Below are 20,178 nucleotides of genomic sequence, written 5' to 3'. Positions count from 1 at the left end.
ATCAATCCCCCTCCCGACTCACTTCCACCTGTATTCTGCCGTATCCACGACTTCCGGAATTGCCCAGACGGTATACACCAGCATTAAACTGATAAATAGCATTCTCTACGAATCTCGCCGTAACTTCCATCGGCACTGATAATTGATCAAGCATGTAAAAAAGAATTTCCCCTGAGAATTCCACGCCTGGACGTACCGTTTTATAGGTCCGAGGATTAGCAACTACATTGGGTTCTTCTTGAGGGTTACTGGCTTTTATCGAGTTTTTCGAGTCAATTGAGAAAAGATTATCGTCATCCTTTCCTTTAAATAGCAAATCATTAAATATTAGTTTTGGCGTGTGATTAAAACCTTCTATCCCAAAAAGGTATTCTGCCGACGCCTTATTAACCGCTTCTTCAAAACGCTTCTCAACCCTATCGAATCGTTCATCCTTCTCCTTCATTTCTTTAATCCATTGTAAGTTTTCTTGTTTCTTATTGTGCAGAAACTCTTGGTAGGCTTCCGTTATCAGCTTCGCTTCTGCGGAACTTTTAGTCAGATCCCGCACAATTCTTCTCAAGCTCCCTTTGAAGGAGGATGCCGGGATATAAGGCTTGCCATTATGGTCAGTGACGGTGAACAGATCAATACCACCAATCTCAAAGGATCTCGGAGAACCGCCTATAAACAGATTAGAAAGTGTAGTCACTTTCAGCTGGATTGTATTCACGCTCATCTTTTATCCCCTTTCGATGACCTACGTTTTTTGTTCGTTTTTTTATTTTTGTGGCCCTGATTTTTGTTGTTTTTATCTCTGTACAAAGTTTTGTAGTGTATGTCTAGCTCGTTCAATCGATAGAAAATAAGCAAGGAATCAATATAGTCATCCGTCCAAAGGCTTGTTTTAGCTCCGACTTCGCGAAAAGCTTTTTTATCAAAGAACAACGCCGGAGGCGCTTTCTTATCTGATTTCCTTTGAGATTCCATCTTTTCAATTTCTTCTCTCTCCCTATTATTCACGGATTGAAGCATCTCAGCAATTGTCCCGATTTGGCTCTTCTCCATTTTCTTGAAGCGGTGAAACATGGAGCTGGAGATTTGTAACCTCCGGTATGTTTGAACCCTATTTCCATTAAGAGCTGTATATCTATCAAACATCGCAAAAAAATTACGGAATTGGCGAATATCATACTCTTTGATCGTGTTATTGTTCTTTAAGGAACTATATAGACTCTGATGATACAAATACCTCATCGGTTTATTAAACAAAGTGCCTTTTATCCTCTTTTTATTAAAATCAAAACTCGTAAACTGGACTTCATCACCAGTAATCGCCAAACGCGGATCAGAAAATAGTAACAGCATGCGTACATGCCTTTCCAGGCATTCGCGTTGCTTGCGTTTAAAAGATAGTTCCTTTTCAGGCCCCACCTTGGGATTCGTCTGCTGTTTTTCTCTATCTGATTTCTTTATAACTAGCAGCTTCCTTAGCAGATTTTCAATAATTAATAATTCGTACTCTCTCAGCTTTTGGTTGCTGCTCTCCAAGTGCTCCGGCAATAAATGATACAGAACGGCGTTACTAAATTTAACTTCACTGCTACCAATCGTCTTGTCGCTAATTTTTCTTAGAAGCCCGTATAAAAAATGATGAGCAGCAAACCCTTTTTCCATAGCTTCTTTTAATAGAGCTACATCATTTTTAAAATAAGACCAAGGTGACTCCTTCTCTGCATCATAATCTTCGAATATATAATTATTGATACTAATCTTTACATAAGAAGACTTTTCAACCTTATCCTTACAGTCCCGTGAATAAGCCTTGGCCTCTTCCACCTGACGCTGTACTCGCTCATAGTAATACCGAATCGGTTCACGGTTGAAGGTAAAATCAATCCCTATGCTTAGGGAGAGCTGCCGCAAATTGGTACTGTATTGTTTTCTTAATTTGGTGATCTCTTCATTCAATTGCTGCAAAATTTCTTTGCACAAGTTAACACCAGCCAAAAGATGAGCAGCAGTCACCGCAAAAAAGATATCGTCCCCAGCCATATATAATGGGTACAGCTTGAAGTCCCTATCCTTCTCCTGATATTTCGCAGTTAATTTATGTAAGTAATCCAAACTTATGAATTTGGATAACAATTGGCTGATTTCTTTATATACCGTAAAATCTCCAAGTTGCTCAAATAAATCACCCATACCATCTAAATCAGCCTTGATGACGGCGACACGAAAATGATTGTCATTGCCCGCCTCTTTTTCCGAATAAAGGGCATTAATATCACGCACAAACCCCGGGTACTCTTGAATCGATACAATTGATTTTTCAAGTCCTTTATCTTTACGATCTGGAATGTCGGAAAACTGAAAAAGCAAGTCTCGATGATTGTCTATAATCCGATTCAGGCAATCCTGCTGTCTAAGACGCTTTTTACTCTCTTTAATTGCCTCTAACTTATCCTGGTTTGTCGAAAGTTTCTTCTCAAAGACAACATATTTAACTAACAGTTGTCCTTTAAATGTTTTATAATACTTTCTGAACAACCGGTCCAGCTTTTCTATAATCAGTTCTCGATCAAGCGAGGTGGTAACTATACACATACCTGAGCATGTCAGCAAACGCTCCTCAATATGATCGCTAAATTCGCCATCTTTTCCCTCAATTCCAATGTCCCTAAAAAACGTCTCGGAAATCAACAGAGATGAACTTACGATCTCCCGAAGTGTGCCGCTATTGGCTTGGTTTTCCTGAATGTATGCCTGCAACACATAGTATAAAAACGTTTGTACTTTATCAATCGATACAGCAACAACAAATTGCTTCATCAAGAATCCTTCCCCTCAGCATTAAATAATTTGGCATACGCGCGGTGTGGGAACAGTAACGGATTGTTAATCAGCATTAACAATTGGTTTAATTGAAAATTGAACGTGAGGAGCGATACTAGCGTGCCATCTTGATCTTTCACCTCGTAATCTTCCAGTTTAATCTCTTTTAAGAACTCTTCATCCTTGATTACTCCATCAGGATTGGTATTATGAAAGTTTAGCTTTCTAAACCAGCCTTGCAGGTTTCCTTCTGTATTACCCTCGATATTAATTTTTCCTTCCTTGTTATCAGCAACGAGCACAAAATCAAATTCTTGCTTGATCTTCTCGTCCACCTCCGAATTTAATGCACATAAAATACGAATAGGACATGTCGATTTCTGTGTGGGAACTGAGCCAACGGCAATTCGGTCAGCTATTCTTGCGATTGAATTATCTGCAGTTTTTAGTTCTGTTAAGTTATTACACCAGTTTGTGATCCCATCTTTGTTTAGACTTTGGCTCTTGCATTCCACCACAACAGCAACGGCTTCGATTGGGATAAACTTCAAACGCCCATAACGAAATATATAAGGGGTGTAGGTTTCATCGAGTATAGCTAAATCGACCTCACTAGAGACATTCCCTTTCGAATCAATGATAAAGACGGAATGTTCAATGACAAACTTTTTGGGAATAATCATGTCAAACAACTGCGCCCAAATATCCTCACGGGCAGAACCAATGCTTGTTCCATGCAGATCATGTTTCATATAGAGCTGGTTCACAATTGATTGTTCAACTTGCCGATAGTTCGCTTTCACATTTGCCACTAGCTTCTGTTTACGTTTTTCTTTATTCACTTTTATCCCCCCTACTAAAATACTACAATAAACCAGATATTATGATATTATTCTACATCAATATACCCAATTCCTTCCAACTAAATCCATATTTTTCTTTAATACTAAGAAAAAATTTAACACCAAAAAAGAACTCCAAAACCCGAGGTTTGAAGTTCTTTTTTCGTCTCATTTTTCGTTACCAGGAGGAAATGCTGTATGTTTAATTTCAGTTTCCCCCTAAATCTGCAAGTGCAATCGTGCAATCCAGCAGATGGAATTTCTATAACTTTGGTCCCTACACGTCCATCCTCGTAAGGAGTGCGAGTTTTTGTACTTCGATCAACCGGATAATAATATAATAGGGTTTTCTTTTCCTAAGAAAAAGGGTATAATGAGCATAAGAAATGAGTAAAGTAAAAAGACTAAAGGTGCTGTAACACCTTCAGTCAAACAATAGCTCGGTTCCCTGCAAGGGGGTCGGCCGATGGTACGAATAATCCACCTGAGCCTCTAACTCAAGGGTGGGTTATTTTTTGTGGTTGTGAAACGACAGCATTGCAACGATCAGAAGCCCGAACGTCAACATAAGGGAAATTCCTTCAAATACTGTCATACAGCAACCCCATTTCGTGGGAGTGTGCCGACCACCCTCGAGTAACTGTTATGCTATTGTTCTTCAATTATAGCGTGTTCCCTTGCTGTTAACACTATCTTTCGGAAACAGGCCTTGGCCGTTCGATCAAATAGTAGTATGAACTGTCAGTAAGCATATCTACACTAGCCCCACTGCCACTCATAAATACGCACTTTCCCAAAATACAAAGCCTAAGCCTGCCTGCAAAAATAGCCGGCAGGCTCAGCATTGCCCCGTCCTATTTCTCTTTTCTAACGTTATTAATCCATGCTTTGTCTTCGTCCATCATTTTTTTGGCGGCGATGATCGTCAGTATTTGAATCGCAATGATTGGGATGCCCATTAACCCGGATAATACTTCAAGTGGCGCCAATCCACCTATGTTCATGAGCGTTAGCGCCAGCACGGTAATGACAACGGCGACAAATATGCGGAGATGCTTTGACGGGGCGCGCCTGCTCATGTCTTGTGTCGACATATAGGTCGCGATCGTATACGTCGTCGAGTCTAATGTCGTGACCAAGAATATCGTGGCAATGATGACAAACACCGCAATGGATATTGCTGGTATCGGCATAGACGCCAAAATTTGTGGTACTGCTGTGACGGGTTCTTGTTCTTGGACAATATTTAACACAGAGACGTCCCCGCTTGTATGTCGCTCAACGCCAAGGCCTCCTAGAATCCCTGTCGCTACCCACGATAGCATCGTCGGCGCTAATAGATACGTTAAAATCATTTCTTTAATGGTCCTTCCTTTTGAGACCACCGCTGCAAATACACCGTGGAGCATCGCCCATGTCGCATTGTACGCAAACCAAAAAACAGTGTGACTTTCAATATGAGAACCTCCTCCCTCAGTATTGAGGGAGTTTGTATAAAGGGAAAAGTCTAGATAATGTGATACCAAGACGCGAACGGAATCGGTAAAGAAATCTAAAATAAAAATGCCTGGGCCGATAATCATGATAAACAGAGCAAATACTCCGGCAAGGTACATGTTCATTGTACTCAAACGTTTGATTCCTTTGTCTAACCCTACGTAGGCACTCAGAGTAAACACAAACACCCAAATTAAAGTGACGATCATCGTTAACAAAAACGTGACTTCTATATTGAACAGTTCTGCTAAGTTCTCTGTCACAATCGGTGTGCCTAGCCCTAGTGTTACGGCGGCGCCTGCTAAAATGCTGACTAAAAAGAGCGTATCTAATACGATGCCGCCAAGACCGTCCGTGAATTTATCGCCAAAAATGACACGGCATGCTTCAGAAATGCGCATCTTTGGCTTCTTCCGAACGTGAAGGATGTAAGCCATTGCCGGCGCTGCCATTACAAAGACGGCAAACGTTTGGAAACTCCATAAAAACATGCTGTAGGCGTTGCCTGTCAGGAGCGCTTCGCTAGAACCAGCTTGCAAGCCAAATGGGGGATCGACCGCCACTTCACTCCATTGGACCATTCCTGTCCGCATCAATGTTGCGCCAACGCCCATTGCTACTAAAATCGAAGCGTACTCAAACAACGTATATCTTGGCTTTTCACTTGGGTCGCCTAAAACAACTTGTCCGTATTTGGAATAAGCTAACCATATCCCAATGACAACCATTAAAAGGGCATACCACATATAGCCCCAAGCAAAGAGATCGACAATCGTATCAAAGATCGTATTTAATAGTGTTGTCGATTCTTCGGTATAGATTGCAAATAAAAAACTGACTATCGCAATGATTAGAATAGAAGGAAAAACAATTTTATTTTCCATCGTTCTTTTTTTGCTTATCGGACCGCTTTTCATCAAACCTCTCCAATCTAAAAAAGCTATTCGATTTTTTTACGATCAGGGGCAAGCTCCATTCGTACTAGGCTCAATAGAAAACAGCAGAAAAACACGGGATAACAACCGTCTCGCCCTTGAATCTACTGCTTCCTTTCCTGTAAGCCAAGACTAGCCCCCATTGCTGCCACACGTTCAAGCCATTTGCCAAAGCAGCAAGCACTGTATTTATTCCCGTTAAACAAAAATTAAACCTTGTTTTTTCAGCGCAAGAAAGCATCCTTTAAACAGAACTGATCAAAAAAAGACAGCGCTTCATGGGGCGCTGCCTAGAGAAAAAGGATCGTATGGATCGTTATAGAAAGGACATGACATTTTTAAAATTATCCATAAGCTACCTTCTTCTTTCATTTTTTGCTATTTCAATTGCTTCTGTCATTTCTTCATAAGAGGAGGCTTCTTTGTATACAAAGCTGTCTGAATGGCTTAGGGGAAGGGGGATGGCTAAAAACAGATCTGAACACGCATCAAATTCCTCCTGAATTGGAAAAAGCAAACCTGGCCCTTCATTATCAGGCTTGGACGTCACAATGTAGCCAGTTTGGTCTTCATCGGTCGTTATAAAAAACAAAAAATGTTTGCCTTCTTTTTCTCTCAACTCTTCCAATTCAGTCGGATATAGAACCAACGCGCCGTCCGGTGCATCTACTTCCAATCTTGTCGGCTTCTTGTTTCTTTTGAAAAAAAACATCGAATCCCTGCTTTCTTGTTTTTAAATTTTCACTAAACCAAATTAGAAAAAGCGCTCGCTTGCCTGTTTCATTTTGCCTATTTAAATTAGAACATAGACTCGGCCATTTTAAAATAAACGTAACACAGCGATTGATTTTTGTGCAAAAGAAGAGGGGTTTTTGCTGCTCATTTGGATCCTTGACAACCGAAAATGTTGTAGCTTTTTTTGGCCAAAGGGCCTTGTGAGCAAATATAATCGTGGCCCGGCTTTGTTGCGGCCAACATTTTATTTTCTACTTACTAACAGTCCGGATATGCCAGTGTTAACTTGAAATAGCGTAGCCGACCACCAGTTTCCGTTGCGGATGGATGGACTTTAAACATGTATCCTCTCGTAGGTGTTTATCAAGTTGCCAATGGATGATCGCGAGGGAGATGGCGAACAAAAATTAATTTGGCACGATCACATTCGTTACAATGAATCAGTTTTCTGCAAATAAAGGAAGCATCTTAACAAAATAATCTGCCTTTTTGCATACAATTTATATATAATAAGAGCTAGGCAAAGGCATCACAGTATACTGCCATGCTGATTTCATGAAAAAAGACGGAGGTGAAACATTCATGTCTAATGAGCATGAGGTTTTATTAGATAATGAAAAACAAAATGAGCCCGAAATCAAAGTGGAAAGAAGAGAAGGGGAACCAACTGGAGCCTTTAAAGGGGCTGCTTGGGCTGCATTAGTGGTAGGGGTCGGTGCGTATTTTATCGGCTTGTTTAACGCAAATATGGAACTGAACGAAAAAGGATATTACTTTGCCGTTTTAATCTTCGGACTCTATTCATCAGTATCTTTGCAAAAAGCAGTAAGAGATAAAGATGAAGGCGTACCTGTTACAAGTATTTACTATGGGATTAGTTGGGTTGCACTTATTGTCTCGATTTTATTAATGGGTATCGGTTTATACAATGCAGGCAGTATTGTTCTGAGCGAAAAGGGTTTTTATGGTATGTCTTTTGTCCTTAGCTTATTTGCTGCCATAACGGTCCAGAAGAATATTAGGGATACACAGCGAGCGAGAGAAAGAGATTGAGTTATTTTCCGTTTTATTAAATGAATGGGCCCATTAAGGTTTTTTTAACACGACGAAATGATCAGCGTGAAAATGAATCCTGGACGGGGTTTTGACTAACTGCATAGTCCAACAAAAATAGAGCTTGTGTCAAAAAGATCAAATTCGACCTTTTTGACACAAGCCTGAAGTAATGCGCAAAATTGCTATACATTTTTAATTAAAAGCACCTTACCCTTATAGTCGTTTCAAGAAGAAGCCACGGCCCGGTTTGTCAATATCGCTGTCAAAACAGTGTTTTACGCCCGAAAGCCTTCATGTTTCATTATTTGACTTCTTTTTTAACCCCGATCACTTTTCCTTGGCTTCTGTTGCACCTGTGATGACGTCAAGTCCGTCGAATACGAATGAGCCGCCTTTTACTTCGATTTTTGCTAGATGCTTCTTGTTTTCTAATCCACTAATATGGTAAGAGGTTTGCCGGTCCCCTTTAGAAGTGATTCGTTCATTTTCAGCGACTAATTGGCCGTCAATGAGCACGTCAATCAGTGCATCTGGCGTCGCGCCAAATAAATGAAAGCCCGAACCCTCGAATGAAAAAATCATCGTGCTCGTTGGCTCGCCTGCTTGAGGCGTGCTGTAAATGTTAATTCCGCGGTAATCCATAAACGTTTCTTTTCGTTCATTATCTCCTAATGAGACTTTTAAAGTGTGTGGCCCTTCTTCCAGACCTCTGACGGAATATCTGATCCCTGTACGCGGATCGACTTCAAAGTTGCCCACGTTTTTTCCGTCAAGCTCGAACTTGTATAGCGTCTGCTCTTCTTTTCCAGCAAGGTAATCGATTCCGGTGCCTGTAAAGTGTATGAAAAGATAAGGGTCATCATCAAAGTTGGCCCACGCATTCGTGTCGTTTGATCCCCAGGATGCATTTTTCCTAAACGCATATACCGTATTTTCTTCAGTCCCAATTTCCGCCTCATCCGATACCTTTACAATCTCGTTCGCTCCTCGTTTTTTTACAGCTAATGGGGGAGTTGTCGTCGTAATTTCGGCTTTGCTAAAGCTAGTATACCGTTCTTTTGCGACTACTTTGAGCGTATGTTGTCTGTCTTCAAGATTTTCAATCTGCCAGACCATTTTGGTGATTTCACTATTGTTCAAGTAATTTGCTTCGCCGACCCACTCCCCATTTAAATAAACATCGGCGCTTCCATTTGCTGGATTGGTGATTCCGTGCAAGTTAATCCCTGTGCCTTTAAAAGTGATTTCAATAGCAGCCCCGTTTGCTCCCCAGGCGTTGGCATTGTTTGAAGACCAATTCCCCGAATAAAACACTTTATTTAACGTTCCTTGTTCCGTTGTTGAATCTTGGTGGCTAATTGTTACTCCGTTCCAAACGGGCACATCTGTCTCTGCAGTCATTAGCGTTCGGTTAAAATGAGCGTATCCAGCTTGTGTATACTGCCAGTTTCCGATATAGCCGATAGGATTGGCCTCATCGATATTTGCAAGAGCTTGTGCTTCCGACTTGTATACTTTCCCTTGAGCACTGTCGTATTTTTTCGATTCATAAGCGTAGCCCGGAATCGGTTCAACTTTTAAATTATCAAATAAAGTTTCGTAATAACCTGAACCTAGCACAACCCTGCCAGCCATAACAGTTGAATCAGGATCCGTATAAGAAGCAACTTCGTTTCCGTCAACGAACAGCGTAAACACGTTTTCCTTCGCTTCAAAGGCTAAGTTATGCCAAATTTCGTGGTCAAAGCCTTCAATTGTTCCTTCTTTAACAACGGTGCCCGTTCTTAAAATTTCATACCTACCGTCCGAAAAAACACGGGCATTGTAAGGGGCAGAAGAATCTCTGCCGCCGGCTTTCACTTGACGAACGCCAATAAGTGCATAGTTCTCTCTACCGCTTACTTCCGGGGTATAGTTGTCTAATAAAAAGTCATAGGACACTTTGTAGTTGACCCAACGAAAATCTCCAATCACAGTGTAAGGATTGCTCGTTGCTTCAGCTCCATCTGTTCCTCCCCAGACGGCCCATTCTGCGCCAATGATGTCAGGAGTGATTTTTTGCTGCAACATATTTCCGTGGGCAACTGCTTCTGGTATATTTCGGTTCGTACGTTCAGCACTTCCTTTAGAAACAGGTTTTGTCGCTTCTGTCACGACCTCAAATGCTCCATGTTGATCGGTCATATAACGAGGGGTGCCTCCACGCCGTTCAACATAATCCCTGCCTTTTTCATCAGGTGGGTAATCATTGTATTCAAACTCATCCGTGTAAGGCAACGCCATGATCTTGTCTTTTGCTAGATCGACTGGTTGTGATTGATATTCAAAGTCTTCGATGTCCGCTTTTCTATCCAATGTAGTAATGGTCACAATCGAATAGGGCTTGACTTCGAGTTCGTATTCCCCATTAGTTGGTTTAATAGTTTCAATGTGTTTAAACCAGTTGTCATCATAGGCTTGCCCTTCATCTGGTCCTCGTGTTTCCCAGACATGCACTTGTGCGTTCTCTTTTCCACTCAAATTTTTAGCCTTCATCTTGTATTTGCGCAGTTCCTTTGTATTGTTAGCAAAAACTGTCGTGTAATCATCGGTTTCAGGGTCTTTTACGGTCATGTAGTTATCCGTACTCGTATCAACGTCGACGCCTCCGTCAAAAAAATCGCCGTCGCTGTAAGTAGCGCCTTTTACATATTGCCAACGTTCATTTTTAGCAGTCGTACGGTCATCGTAGCCGACAAAGTTCATAATATGGCGGACAGCTTGGACTCCGCCGTCGCTTTCATAGAAACCTGACCATGGGTCAGAGGCACTAATTAGGTGTTTCGGATTGTAATTAGAGCCTTCATAAAAGGCAGCTACAGACGGCTGAAAGTCAAATGAAACCGCTTGGAGCGGCAGATCGCCTGCCCCTGTCCACGAATAAACGGAAATAATGCGGGATGCAACATCAACAATGCCTGCCTGGCCCCCTAGCCCATTATACTGTGGCTCCATATTTAGACGGTAGCGTGCATGAATCATTGGGGCGATTCCCTCAGATACCCATACTTCTTTTGGCTCTTTGCCTTCTGCGCTTACTTTCTTTTGCAATTGCGCCAACTCGGCCGAGCCGGTTAGTCCGTAGTGGGAGCTAATAACATCAATTTCACCAATTAACTCAGGATGGTCAAGCAATGTCTGGCTAATCGATGCCGTATCACGATAACCGTCTGCCGCCACAAGCTTTATGTCTTTATAATCCGATTCATAGTTGGGTTCTTCCTTTATCCTTGCAGTAAAATACTTGAGCCAATCAACTTCAATGCGGCCATTATGATTGATCGCCCTTTCATTTTGCGATATGCCAACGTAGTCTAGTTTAAATCCATATTCTTCATAAACAGCATCAATCGTCTGTTTATACCACTGGTACCGATTCTCAAATTCGTTATTAGCCGCACCGCTCCATGTCCAGCGCGGCTCGCCCCAGCGCAAGATTTCAGTCGTAATATCAGGATTGATCGTTTTGGCATCTGCGGCAAACTGGAACCCAGCGCCTCTTAGCACATTAGCAGGCTCATCGCCATAACGCATCGTCGCTGGTTCCGTCCCGGAAGAAGAGTCCACGTCGGCTCCAAGCTCCACTTTAACATGAGCCAGCCCAGCACCTGTTTCGCGATTAAAGAGATGATTCATGATCTGCCAATATTTTTCGGGATGCTCATCTTTGTAATCGATTAATAATCGTGTCGTATTATTGGCCGAGACGGTTCCGAACCCTTTAAAGCGGTTATGAGGATCGACATCATCCCCATCGATGGAAATCGTTTTGGTTACAACTTCTCCTTGCGCTTCGTTTGTTTGCACGGAAGACACGAAACTAAAAAGCAAGCAAACCATACATATCCATCCACCGGCAGTGCGTACGATTTTTTTCTTTGTCATACTGACCTCCTCCGTTTGACTGAAAGTTCTCTTTACTGTCCATTTGCAGGAAACAACCGATTATGGCCTGTAGTTCAAAATAGATCATCAATGGAGAAAATCGAAGGCAAACAGAACATCAAAACAGCGCTTCGGCTCCCTTACGGTAAAATCAAACACCTGTACAGATTCTTCTTCACCAAAATGATTAATAAATCGATGTTTTTTAACCGTCCATTCAAGCAGCTGCTGATCATATCGAATTTGAAGCCGGTGCTTGCCTTCGAGGATAATGCTGCTGTCTGTGGTGGTTATCGGCAGATTTGGAGCTATAAAACGCTCTGTAATCAACTTAGGATCGTCCGTAAATTGGTACTGGTCAACTAGAGTCAAACCAGGTTCTGATGCCTTTTTCCAAGTAAAGCTTCTTTTTAACCATTGCAGTGACTCGAGTTGATAGGCGTTTTGCAATTCCATTTCAAGACGGTCGCATGTCTTTCCAATTTCTGCATTGGTGATAGTCGCAAACTGTTCTTTTCCTGCAGACTGGTATTGGTGATTAATGATCGGGACCGAATGGCCATGGGAACCATTGCATAAAAATGTGTAGCGCTCCTTTCCAAAGTAGTCGTCGCTATACATGCCGCTGCCTACGTCTTTTAAGAACGCTTCTCCCTCTGCTTGTAAAATAAAATGGCCAACGTCATTATGGTTATGGGGTTCGTCGTTATGCCCTCCTTTGCAGGCAAACGCATAGGGCGCCTTTCGGGAAATAAACCATTGGGAATCTTTCAGGTAGAAGCTGTTATTTTGCCAGCGCTGACCGGATATGTTTTCGTCAAGCCATAATAAATTTCGCAGCGCAGGTGCAAAGCGGCTGCAATGGTCTTCCGTGTAAGAGGCGCGCAGTCTCGCTTCTGGTACTTCCACGTCTTGATAACGATTGTGCAAGTAATGAATCAGTCCCATAAAAATCGTCGCTACTGGCAGCGCATCAGAAAAATTAGCAATTTTCTTTTCAAAAAGAAAACATTTTTGCGGGAATAACGCAATTTGGTGGACTTTTTCTGATTGAAATAAATCAATTGCCCCTTTCGTTTTTACTTTTAGCAAATCGGCAAAGTACGTGTAATAGCCAAATCCATATTGCCAATAGTGGTAGCCTTCTTGGCAAACGCCGTCATCATTAAATCCTGATAAGTAACAATCTAGTGTACAAAGAACCCGTTCCAAAAGCGTAGCCAATGCCTCATTCTCTTTCAAAATGTGCATGGCCGCGCAACCGATGGAGCCTGCACATACGGCGGCCCAATTATGGGTTGCTGTCTCCCACTCATAAGAGCGCTCGCTTAAAAACGGGAGCAACACTCTTCGGTCAACTTCTGCTAAAATCCGTGTTTGAATCAGTGGATCGAGTCTGTTTTTTGTTAGTTGATACACTTCGCTTAACGTAAACGCTGTTTCAGCAGCAAACAAATCAATCGTGTATGCCGATTGGTTGGCTATGCGCTGACTCGTCGTGTCCATTTCCGGGCTATTCATTAAATGTGCCGGTAAGCACCACGTATACTCATTGCAAATCGACCAAATCGTATCTTGCAACTGTTCTAGATAATGTGGTTGGTCTGGTTCAATTAACGCCATTAGCGCAAATGTAGTCAACCTGCGCCGTTTTTTAAAGTAGCTCTTTTCATATTCAAGGCGAGAGCCGTGATCGCGAAAACGTATAAATGCAGAAAACGGCATGTCAAGCAAAGGCTCTCTTTGAAGCCTGTTTGCTTCATCTCTAATTTCATCGATCATCCCTTGATACGCCGCTTTCTTGTGAATCGCTTTAAACCATGCCTCTTGCTGCTGTTGTGAGGAAAATAGAAGTGAAGAGCGGCTGTTTGTTAACAACGGTTTCATTCGTTTTGCGTTCATCGCTAATTCCTTTCGTTTTTATTCGCTATACAAGGCCACTTCAATTGGCTCTCGGTTGGGCCAAGAAACGATCAGTTTGTTAGCAAACATGCGGACGCTAGGGACAGCAGCCCAGCTCTGTGCGTGCAAGTGACCATCAACTTCTCCATACACAGCGCTAACGAGAAAAGTTGTACCCCGATCGATTCTCGTTCTTACAGTCGGAATCACGGTTCGTGGGTGTAAAAGGTTTGTATTTGCATGGGGAAAAATGAGCGCTGTGTCGCCGTCTTCACGAAGATTGACGATTCCGCTAGCAGCCGTTGCCGTTTTTGCTAAACAGCTGGCTCCACTAGAGAGCTGCTCAAAAGATTCGCTTCCATCCCCTCCTAGCCCTAAAGCAAATCCACCGTCTGCTGCATCAAGCAATCTGTTCGTTTCAATTTTATGGACGCGTATATGCCATGGTACACAAGGGATTAGCCATGTTGTTATTTCAACGTCTTGCCAAGGTCTCCACTTTGTATAAAGAAACTGCCTAGCAATCGCATATTCTTCGCTCTGCCTTTTTACACGGTAAAGGTTATCCCTTTCGCTCAAGGCAAGCGTGGAATCAAAAGCTCCTTGCTCCAGTCCCCACTCTGCCCGAGGCACACTAAAGCCAAAAGCAGTCGAGTAAACGAACTTCTCATATTTAGCAGCAGTGTGGGTATGCCCATTTGTCGATAGATGGCCAGCGTTAAAGGCGAAAGCGTGGTGGCCACGTGCATCCCTGCAAAGTATAAAGCGAGGCTCCTCTTGTACAATGTGCTTTTCTAACCTGGGCAAAGGCTCCTCTTCAACTTCCCAAAACGAATCGTCTTGATCAAGTGCCAGCGGCAAAAATACTTTTAACGCCCAATAGGGAGAGCCTGGCGAGTTATAGTTTTCAGCCGTGATTAAATTCGGATAGGCATAACCAATTGTTAATAATCCACGATTATCGAAAATCGGCTGCTGGCACCACCAACGCAGATGGCGAAACAGCAGGCCTTTCATCACCCCTAACGAAAAAGGGGTGATGCCAGCAAAGATGGCAGCACTCCAAAACGCTGCTTGCGCAAAGCGATAAGTCATGCTCCTCCCGTATGGTATGGCTGAACCATTCTCGGCAAACCAATAAATAAACGCTTTCGCAAATTCCGTGGACCTAGCTTTATAACGCTCGGCACGAACTGGATCGTCCTTTTCCATCACTTTGGCATAGACGAGCCCGTAATAATGGAGCGCAAAAGAAACATAATAGTCACGATGGCCGTTCAAGCCATCTCCATACCAACCGTTTTCTAGATAAAATTGGTCAATTCGTTCCAGATTGTCAGCGATTTTGCGTTGATCATAAGGCAAGCCGACCTGTTTAAACCCCAGGTTTACAAGCACAGGGAAAAAAAGCCAGTTACAGTCCCATACATCAACAGCGTTTATTTGTGCTAACCAGTGGTACAGATTTTCCTTTTCTTTCTCTTGTAACGGCGCCCATATTTTTTCCGGAATGAGCAGAAGGGCAAGACCGAAGACAGCCATTTCCACCACTCGTTGATCGTAGTCCGTCACGTCTCCCCAATATTCAGGATGCCAGGGATTGGTCCCATTTTTCATCCCTTCTAGATGGAGCTTCAACTGGTGATCTGTCTCCTCTGAGCCAGCAAGCAATGGAACGAGGCCCCACAATAGTCGTGAAAACCCCTCAAATCCAGCTACTGAGTTAGCGTAAGCCGCTCCCGTCCCCCCTAGTTCCAAGCGGGCATATCCTTCGCTATAATAGCGCGTCGTCGGAGCCAATATTTGCTGTAATAACTTTGCTAAATCGTCTCTCGTTTTGAGTTCCGAAGCGCTTTCAATGTTGTTTATCGTCATTTTGCTGTCCCCCCTTTCGGCATGCTACCAAAATAGTTCGTATTCCGCTTTTAAGCTTGTTAACCCTTCAACGAAAAAATAGTCGCCGTAAATAAGAGGAACATCGATATTTTTCCCTTCAGGATAATGGCTCGTGCCATGTAAAATGAGCCCATCTTGGCCGTCATTTTCCCAGTCCCCGTAATGGTCATATAATGACCGCAACATCTTTATAGCCGTCTGTTTATACAAGTTGGCTTCGGTTCGTTCAACCGCCTGTGAAATAGCTAACAATCCGCATGCAGCAATGGCGCCTGCTGAAGAATCGCGATAATTTGTTATTCCTTGCGGCAGCCGAAAATCCCAATAAGGGACAAAATCATCAGGCAAATGAGCGATAAAAAAGTGCGCTACACCTTTTGCTGCCTGTAAATACTGGCTCTCACCTGTATCGCGGTAAAGCAACGCTAAGCCATAAATGGCCCAGCTTGCACCACGGGACCAGGCAGAATCAGAAGAAAATCCTTGCCCGCCAAGTGCTTTTTCCTTATCGCCTGTTTCCGGATTAAATTGCACAATATGATGAACAGAACCGTCTTTGCGGATAAAGTGGTTTAACGCTGTCTCCCCATGCTTTTTTGCTACATGGGAAAATCGTGGATCTCCCGTTTCTTTCGTTGCCCAAAACAGCAACGGCAAGTTCATTAAACAGTCAATGATCGCCCAGCCTGTATTCTCATCCCCCTTATAACGGGAGTTCCAAGCACGAATATAATTGCCCTTGCAGTTAAACCTTGCTGCTAGTAAATTAGCGGCAAGCAACGCCCTTCTCTTGGAATCTTCATCCTTTGTCAGCTTGTAGTTCGCTACACTTGTCAGTGTCCACATAAAACCGATATCGTGGTCCAGTTTATAATAATCGGTTATCACAGAGTCTAATTGCTTTTCGCATTGTTTGGCTGTTTCTTTTAGTGATTCATCCTTTGTCTCTCGATACAAAAGCCATAGCAACCCGGGCCAAAACCCTGCCGTCCACCAGTGGGGTTCTTCTAATTGATAAGAACCATTCACACTGGCGTGGGGAAAGTTGGCGCCCATTTTCATGTTCGTTCGTCCTACTTTCCTGTACACTTTTTGTAATGCCTCTGCAACCCATTGCACATCATTTGTCATGTTCAGTTCACCTTTTCTATCAAATTAAGGTTATGCTCTTGCGCCCCGATATTCAATCGGAGTCACACCTTCATGGTTTTTAAACACTTTAATAAAGTAACTTTGATTGTCGTAGCCTAAGCGCTCACAAATTTTTCCGACTGGCTCGGCTGTTTGCTCAAGCAATTCCTTTGCTCGATTTATTTTTGCTTTCGTAACATGTTCAACGAATGTTTCGCCAACTTCCTTTTTAAACAAACGGCTAAAATAGCTTGGATTTAAAAACAAATGATTGGCAACTTCTTCAAGCATGATTTTCTTTTCTAAATGGGTATACACATATTTCAATGCTTCCAACACTTCTTTCCTTTTTGGTTGTGAAGTGCCTTCAGCCACCGCTGAAAGGAGGAAACGAAAATAATGGGTAAGCCAAACCTGTAACTCAGCGAGAGAATCAATTGCCAAAAGTTCTTCGTGAAGCCCCTCAGCCGTATCTTTTACATAATAAAATGGCAACGTTTGTAATTTTATTTTTAAATCGACGATAAGCTTTAGCACCCATTCCTTTACCATTTCGCACGGATATCTGTTGCGCGCGAGTAATTCGACCCATTTGCCTACTGTCGTATTGATTTGCTGGTGATTTCCTTCAATTATTAATTGCCTGATTTCAACGATCGCATTGTCGTACCAAGTGAAAACATCTTCTGTCCCGCTCGCTTCTTGCTTTCTTTTTTCAATCGATCCGCGTTTCATATAAAAACGCTGGTCTTTACTGTTTAATAAACGTTTGATCTCCGACTTAAAAGAATCTTGGTTGTTAAGGGGCTCACCGAATATAAACCCAAGTGATACGCCGAAATTTGAATGAATAACGGCCTGAATATGGCTGATACACTCCATGGCGATGCCATAACAGTCCGTTTTTACGTTTGAGTGGAAAGGAAAGAGCAGAAAAGATTCCTTCACTGAAAACGGCATATGGACCACTTTAGCATCCAGTGTTTCCCCAATTAGACGAGATACAGAAACAGCAAACTGGTCATCGGAACAAAAAGACGTCTTAGCAACATGATAATTTTGCACAAAGCAAAAAACTGGGATGTATGTGCTTAGCCTTAAATCTAGCCCGAAAGAGGAAGCTTCGTCATACCATTCATCTTTGCATGTAGACTGATAAACCGTACGTCTTAAAAAATCCCGTTTTAGTACTTCCTGATTCTGCGCAGCGATTTGGCGAAGCTTTGTTTCTTTTTTGGCCTTTTTCTGTTCTTGTTCAATGTTCCTTTTTAACTCGCTTAAAACAGCGGCAAAATCTTCTGGCCTTAAGGTATCTTTCAACAAGTAATCTTGGACTTGCAATAGGAGCGCCTGTCTCGTAAATTCATAGTCACTGTGGCATGATAAAACGCTCACTTGAATAGCAGGATTTTTTTCTTTCATTTGTTTAATCAATTCAATGCCATTCATTTTCGGCATTCCAATATCGGTGATTAAAATATCTGGCATCTCTTTTTGTAAAGCATACTGGAGAGCACTAACCCCATTTTCATGGGTACTTTGCAAAGTTAGCCCGAGTTTTTTCCAGTCAGTCGCCTCTGATAACAACTCTAGTACAGGGTAATCGTCTTCAACCAACATCACTTTATACATTTGACTTTTTCCCTCCTCTAGATACGCACATGACCACTTTTGTCCCCAGCCCTTCAACACTTTCAATGTCCATGTTGAATGTTTCGCCAAACGTCATTCGCATCCGTTCATAAACATTAGAAATGCCAAGATTGGAAAAGCCGTTTATATGGATGGCCATACTTGCCTCTGCTTGGAACGTCAAACTTTTTCGGACTTGCTTTAACGTCTCCTCGTTCATTCCTTGACCATTATCCTTGATGATAATGAAAAAGCATTGCTCATTGCTGTACGCCTTTAAAGAAATCGTCCCAGCACATTGATTTAAGCCATGGATCATTGAATTTTCAATAATGGGCTGTAAAATAAAACGAGGAATCATTTCGGCGTTCGCTTTGGCAGAGACGTCGATTAACAGCCGTACTTTTTCTCTCTGCCTCATGTTCATCAATTTAACAAAATCATTGACAATCTCAACTTCCTCTTGCAATGGAATCATTCCCTTGTCTTTGTCTATCGTCATCCGCAATAACTTTGAAAGGGAACTTATCATTTCTGCACTTTCGTCATCGCCTTTTCTCATCACTTTCATTCGAATTGAATTCAACACATTAAACAAGAAATGGGGGTTGATTTGCGCTTGAAGCATCGCTAATTCTGCTTGTCGTTTTCTTGCTTGTGTTTCCGTAATTTCGTTAATCATTTCATTGATATGGTCAAGCATCTGGTTAAATGAATGGGAGAGCCTCCCAATTTCATCCTGGCTTTGAATGTCAGCACGGACGTTTAATTTCCCGCTTTGTACCTTTGTCGCGATATGGCCAAGGTGCACCAGTGGACTTGTAACCGTTTTCAACACGGATGTCAATAATAGAAAAAAGACAACAAATGAGATGAGTTGGGCAAAAAACACTGTATCAAATAAACGATTCATTTTACTAATTGCTTGTTTGTACGGATTGACTGAAACTAACTTCCAGCCAGTATACGAGAGTGGATAATCAGCATAAATGTACGTTTCATTTTCCAGTTCAATTACATTGGCGCCACTGGCGTTCTGTACTTGCGCCATAGGAGAAAACGTAGCTCCAATTTGCTCTGAATCTCGATGCGATAATATTCGGTTTGAACCATCCACGAGCAGCATTTCGCCACTGCCACCTGCACCCGCAAATGCCTGTTTGATTTCTGTTTCCATCATCGTGACGATCACGTACCCATAAATTTGCAAATTGGCGTCTCTTAACGTTCGTGCAACTGATAGCTGGTAGCGGTTTTTATCCTGCTCTGATGCAAACACAGTCGGCTGGCTGCCAATCCAAATCGTTTCATAGCCATACACTTCATCTAGCTCTTTAAACCAAGCTTCGTGAAACAGTTGCTCAGGATTATAATCTGCAACAGGGTAATTTGTATAGTGCTTTCCATTTTTAAGAAGAATCGTGACATATGATTTTTCACCGAGCAACGTCATATTTTCAATCGTTTTTGTGACCTTTTGGTCTTCCAAATAGTCTTCATACCCCACATGCTGTTGCTGTGTATCGTGATTGGCATTCTTTTTTAATATTGTGTTCATTTCAGAGTCCAATTGAACAAAATTGACGGCATATAACATATCATCAAGCAGCTTTGAGACATATGCCCCTGCAATGCTTAGCTCGCGCTCGGCATTCACCATTGCTTGTTCCTTCATTGCATCCTTTGTTAAATAGCTATACACATACAAAGTGATCACGGCTGGCACCATAATGCATAGGACGGTAACCGCAACTACTTTAAAACGAAACGAACGGGGCGTCAGCGTTTGTTTTATCCGAATCCACATAACCAAC

13 protein-coding genes are annotated in these 20,178 nt (G+C 42.3%); 1 reads left to right on the top strand and 12 read right to left on the bottom strand.

What is annotated here, in order from left to right; all coding sequences use genetic code 11:
• Window position 1: 1 nt before the first annotated feature.
• The 6 genes from BC8716_RS09505 to BC8716_RS09485 all read right to left on the bottom strand — a co-directional run bounded on the left by BC8716_RS09505 (window position 2) and on the right by BC8716_RS09485 (window position 6,800).
• Complete coding sequence (locus BC8716_RS09505) at window positions 2-718, bottom strand: RAMP superfamily CRISPR-associated protein (RefSeq protein ID WP_218970823.1); 717 nt, start codon at window positions 716-718, stop codon at window positions 2-4.
• A complete protein-coding gene (locus tag BC8716_RS09500; RefSeq protein ID WP_094425150.1) occupies window positions 715-2,811 on the bottom strand; it encodes a Cas10/Cmr2 second palm domain-containing protein in 2,097 nt (698 codons plus the stop codon). The genes BC8716_RS09505 and BC8716_RS09500 overlap by 4 nt, the downstream gene beginning before the upstream one ends.
• Window positions 2,811-3,656: a DUF6602 domain-containing protein gene (locus BC8716_RS09495; RefSeq protein WP_094425148.1), complete on the bottom strand. Its 846-nt coding sequence runs from the start codon at window positions 3,654-3,656 to the stop codon at window positions 2,811-2,813. Before BC8716_RS09495 ends, BC8716_RS09500 begins: the two co-directional genes overlap by 1 nt.
• 508 nt (window positions 3,657-4,164) lie before the next feature.
• The gene (locus BC8716_RS23000; protein WP_222869330.1) at window positions 4,165-4,251 is read right to left on the bottom strand and encodes a putative holin-like toxin; all 87 of its coding nucleotides are present in this window, start codon (window positions 4,249-4,251) and stop codon (window positions 4,165-4,167) included.
• Window positions 4,252-4,510: 259 nt separating this feature from the next.
• Window positions 4,511-6,070, bottom strand: a complete 1,560-nt coding sequence (locus tag BC8716_RS09490; protein ID WP_094425146.1) for a BCCT family transporter — start codon at window positions 6,068-6,070, stop codon at window positions 4,511-4,513.
• A gap of 373 nt (window positions 6,071-6,443) precedes the next feature.
• The gene (locus tag BC8716_RS09485; RefSeq protein WP_094425144.1) at window positions 6,444-6,800 is read right to left on the bottom strand and encodes a hypothetical protein; all 357 of its coding nucleotides are present in this window, start codon (window positions 6,798-6,800) and stop codon (window positions 6,444-6,446) included.
• 605 nt (window positions 6,801-7,405) lie between these two features.
• Here BC8716_RS09485 and yiaA point away from each other — a divergent pair.
• On the top strand, window positions 7,406-7,876 hold the full coding sequence (gene yiaA, locus BC8716_RS09480; protein ID WP_094425142.1) for an inner membrane protein YiaA: 471 nt from the start codon (window positions 7,406-7,408) through the stop codon (window positions 7,874-7,876).
• Between the two features lie 330 nt (window positions 7,877-8,206).
• On the opposite strand, the gene BC8716_RS09475 is transcribed toward yiaA, so the two are convergent.
• The 6 genes from BC8716_RS09475 to BC8716_RS09450 form a co-directional block, all read right to left on the bottom strand.
• Window positions 8,207-11,803: a glycoside hydrolase family 30 protein gene (locus BC8716_RS09475; protein ID WP_094425140.1), complete on the bottom strand. Its 3,597-nt coding sequence runs from the start codon at window positions 11,801-11,803 to the stop codon at window positions 8,207-8,209.
• Window positions 11,804-11,890: 87 nt separating this feature from the next.
• On the bottom strand, window positions 11,891-13,705 hold the full coding sequence (locus BC8716_RS09470; protein ID WP_094425138.1) for a heparinase II/III family protein: 1,815 nt from the start codon (window positions 13,703-13,705) through the stop codon (window positions 11,891-11,893).
• 18 nt (window positions 13,706-13,723) lie between these two features.
• Complete coding sequence (locus BC8716_RS09465; protein WP_094425136.1) at window positions 13,724-15,580, bottom strand: DUF2264 domain-containing protein; 1,857 nt, start codon at window positions 15,578-15,580, stop codon at window positions 13,724-13,726.
• 24 nt (window positions 15,581-15,604) lie between these two features.
• Window positions 15,605-16,732, bottom strand: a complete 1,128-nt coding sequence (locus BC8716_RS09460; RefSeq protein WP_094425134.1) for a glycoside hydrolase family 88 protein — start codon at window positions 16,730-16,732, stop codon at window positions 15,605-15,607.
• Between the two features lie 30 nt (window positions 16,733-16,762).
• Complete coding sequence (locus tag BC8716_RS09455; RefSeq protein ID WP_094425132.1) at window positions 16,763-18,364, bottom strand: response regulator transcription factor; 1,602 nt, start codon at window positions 18,362-18,364, stop codon at window positions 16,763-16,765.
• Window positions 18,357-20,171: a cache domain-containing sensor histidine kinase gene (locus tag BC8716_RS09450; protein ID WP_169715930.1), complete on the bottom strand. Its 1,815-nt coding sequence runs from the start codon at window positions 20,169-20,171 to the stop codon at window positions 18,357-18,359. Before BC8716_RS09450 ends, BC8716_RS09455 begins: the two co-directional genes overlap by 8 nt.
• Between the last annotated feature and the right edge of the window lie 7 nt (window positions 20,172-20,178).

It is taken from the genome of Shouchella clausii, from assembly GCF_002250115.1.
Classification (GTDB): domain Bacteria; phylum Bacillota; class Bacilli; order Bacillales; family Bacillaceae_D; genus Shouchella; species Shouchella clausii.
This window is presented reverse-complemented; position numbering and strand designations above follow the sequence as displayed.

Excerpts from the sequence above, each read along its gene's own strand:
- BC8716_RS09485 (WP_094425144.1), bottom strand. The coding sequence starts at position 6,800 with ATGTTTTTTTTCAAAAGAAACAAGAAGCCGACAAGATTGGAAGTAGAT.
- BC8716_RS09475 (WP_094425140.1), bottom strand. The coding sequence starts at position 11,803 with ATGACAAAGAAAAAAATCGTACGCACTGCCGGTGGATGGATATGTATG.
- BC8716_RS09470 (WP_094425138.1), bottom strand. The coding sequence starts at position 13,705 with ATGAACGCAAAACGAATGAAACCGTTGTTAACAAACAGCCGCTCTTCA.
- BC8716_RS09505 (WP_218970823.1), bottom strand. The coding sequence starts at position 718 with ATGAGCGTGAATACAATCCAGCTGAAAGTGACTACACTTTCTAATCTG.
- BC8716_RS09465 (WP_094425136.1), bottom strand. The coding sequence starts at position 15,580 with ATGACGATAAACAACATTGAAAGCGCTTCGGAACTCAAAACGAGAGAC.
- BC8716_RS09500 (WP_094425150.1), bottom strand. The coding sequence starts at position 2,811 with ATGAAGCAATTTGTTGTTGCTGTATCGATTGATAAAGTACAAACGTTT.
- BC8716_RS09460 (WP_094425134.1), bottom strand. The coding sequence starts at position 16,732 with ATGACAAATGATGTGCAATGGGTTGCAGAGGCATTACAAAAAGTGTAC.
- BC8716_RS23000 (WP_222869330.1), bottom strand. The coding sequence starts at position 4,251 with ATGACAGTATTTGAAGGAATTTCCCTTATGTTGACGTTCGGGCTTCTG.
- BC8716_RS09455 (WP_094425132.1), bottom strand. The coding sequence starts at position 18,364 with ATGTATAAAGTGATGTTGGTTGAAGACGATTACCCTGTACTAGAGTTG.
- BC8716_RS09490 (WP_094425146.1), bottom strand. The coding sequence starts at position 6,070 with ATGAAAAGCGGTCCGATAAGCAAAAAAAGAACGATGGAAAATAAAATT.
- yiaA (WP_094425142.1), top strand. The coding sequence starts at position 7,406 with ATGTCTAATGAGCATGAGGTTTTATTAGATAATGAAAAACAAAATGAG.
- BC8716_RS09450 (WP_169715930.1), bottom strand. The coding sequence starts at position 20,171 with ATGTGGATTCGGATAAAACAAACGCTGACGCCCCGTTCGTTTCGTTTT.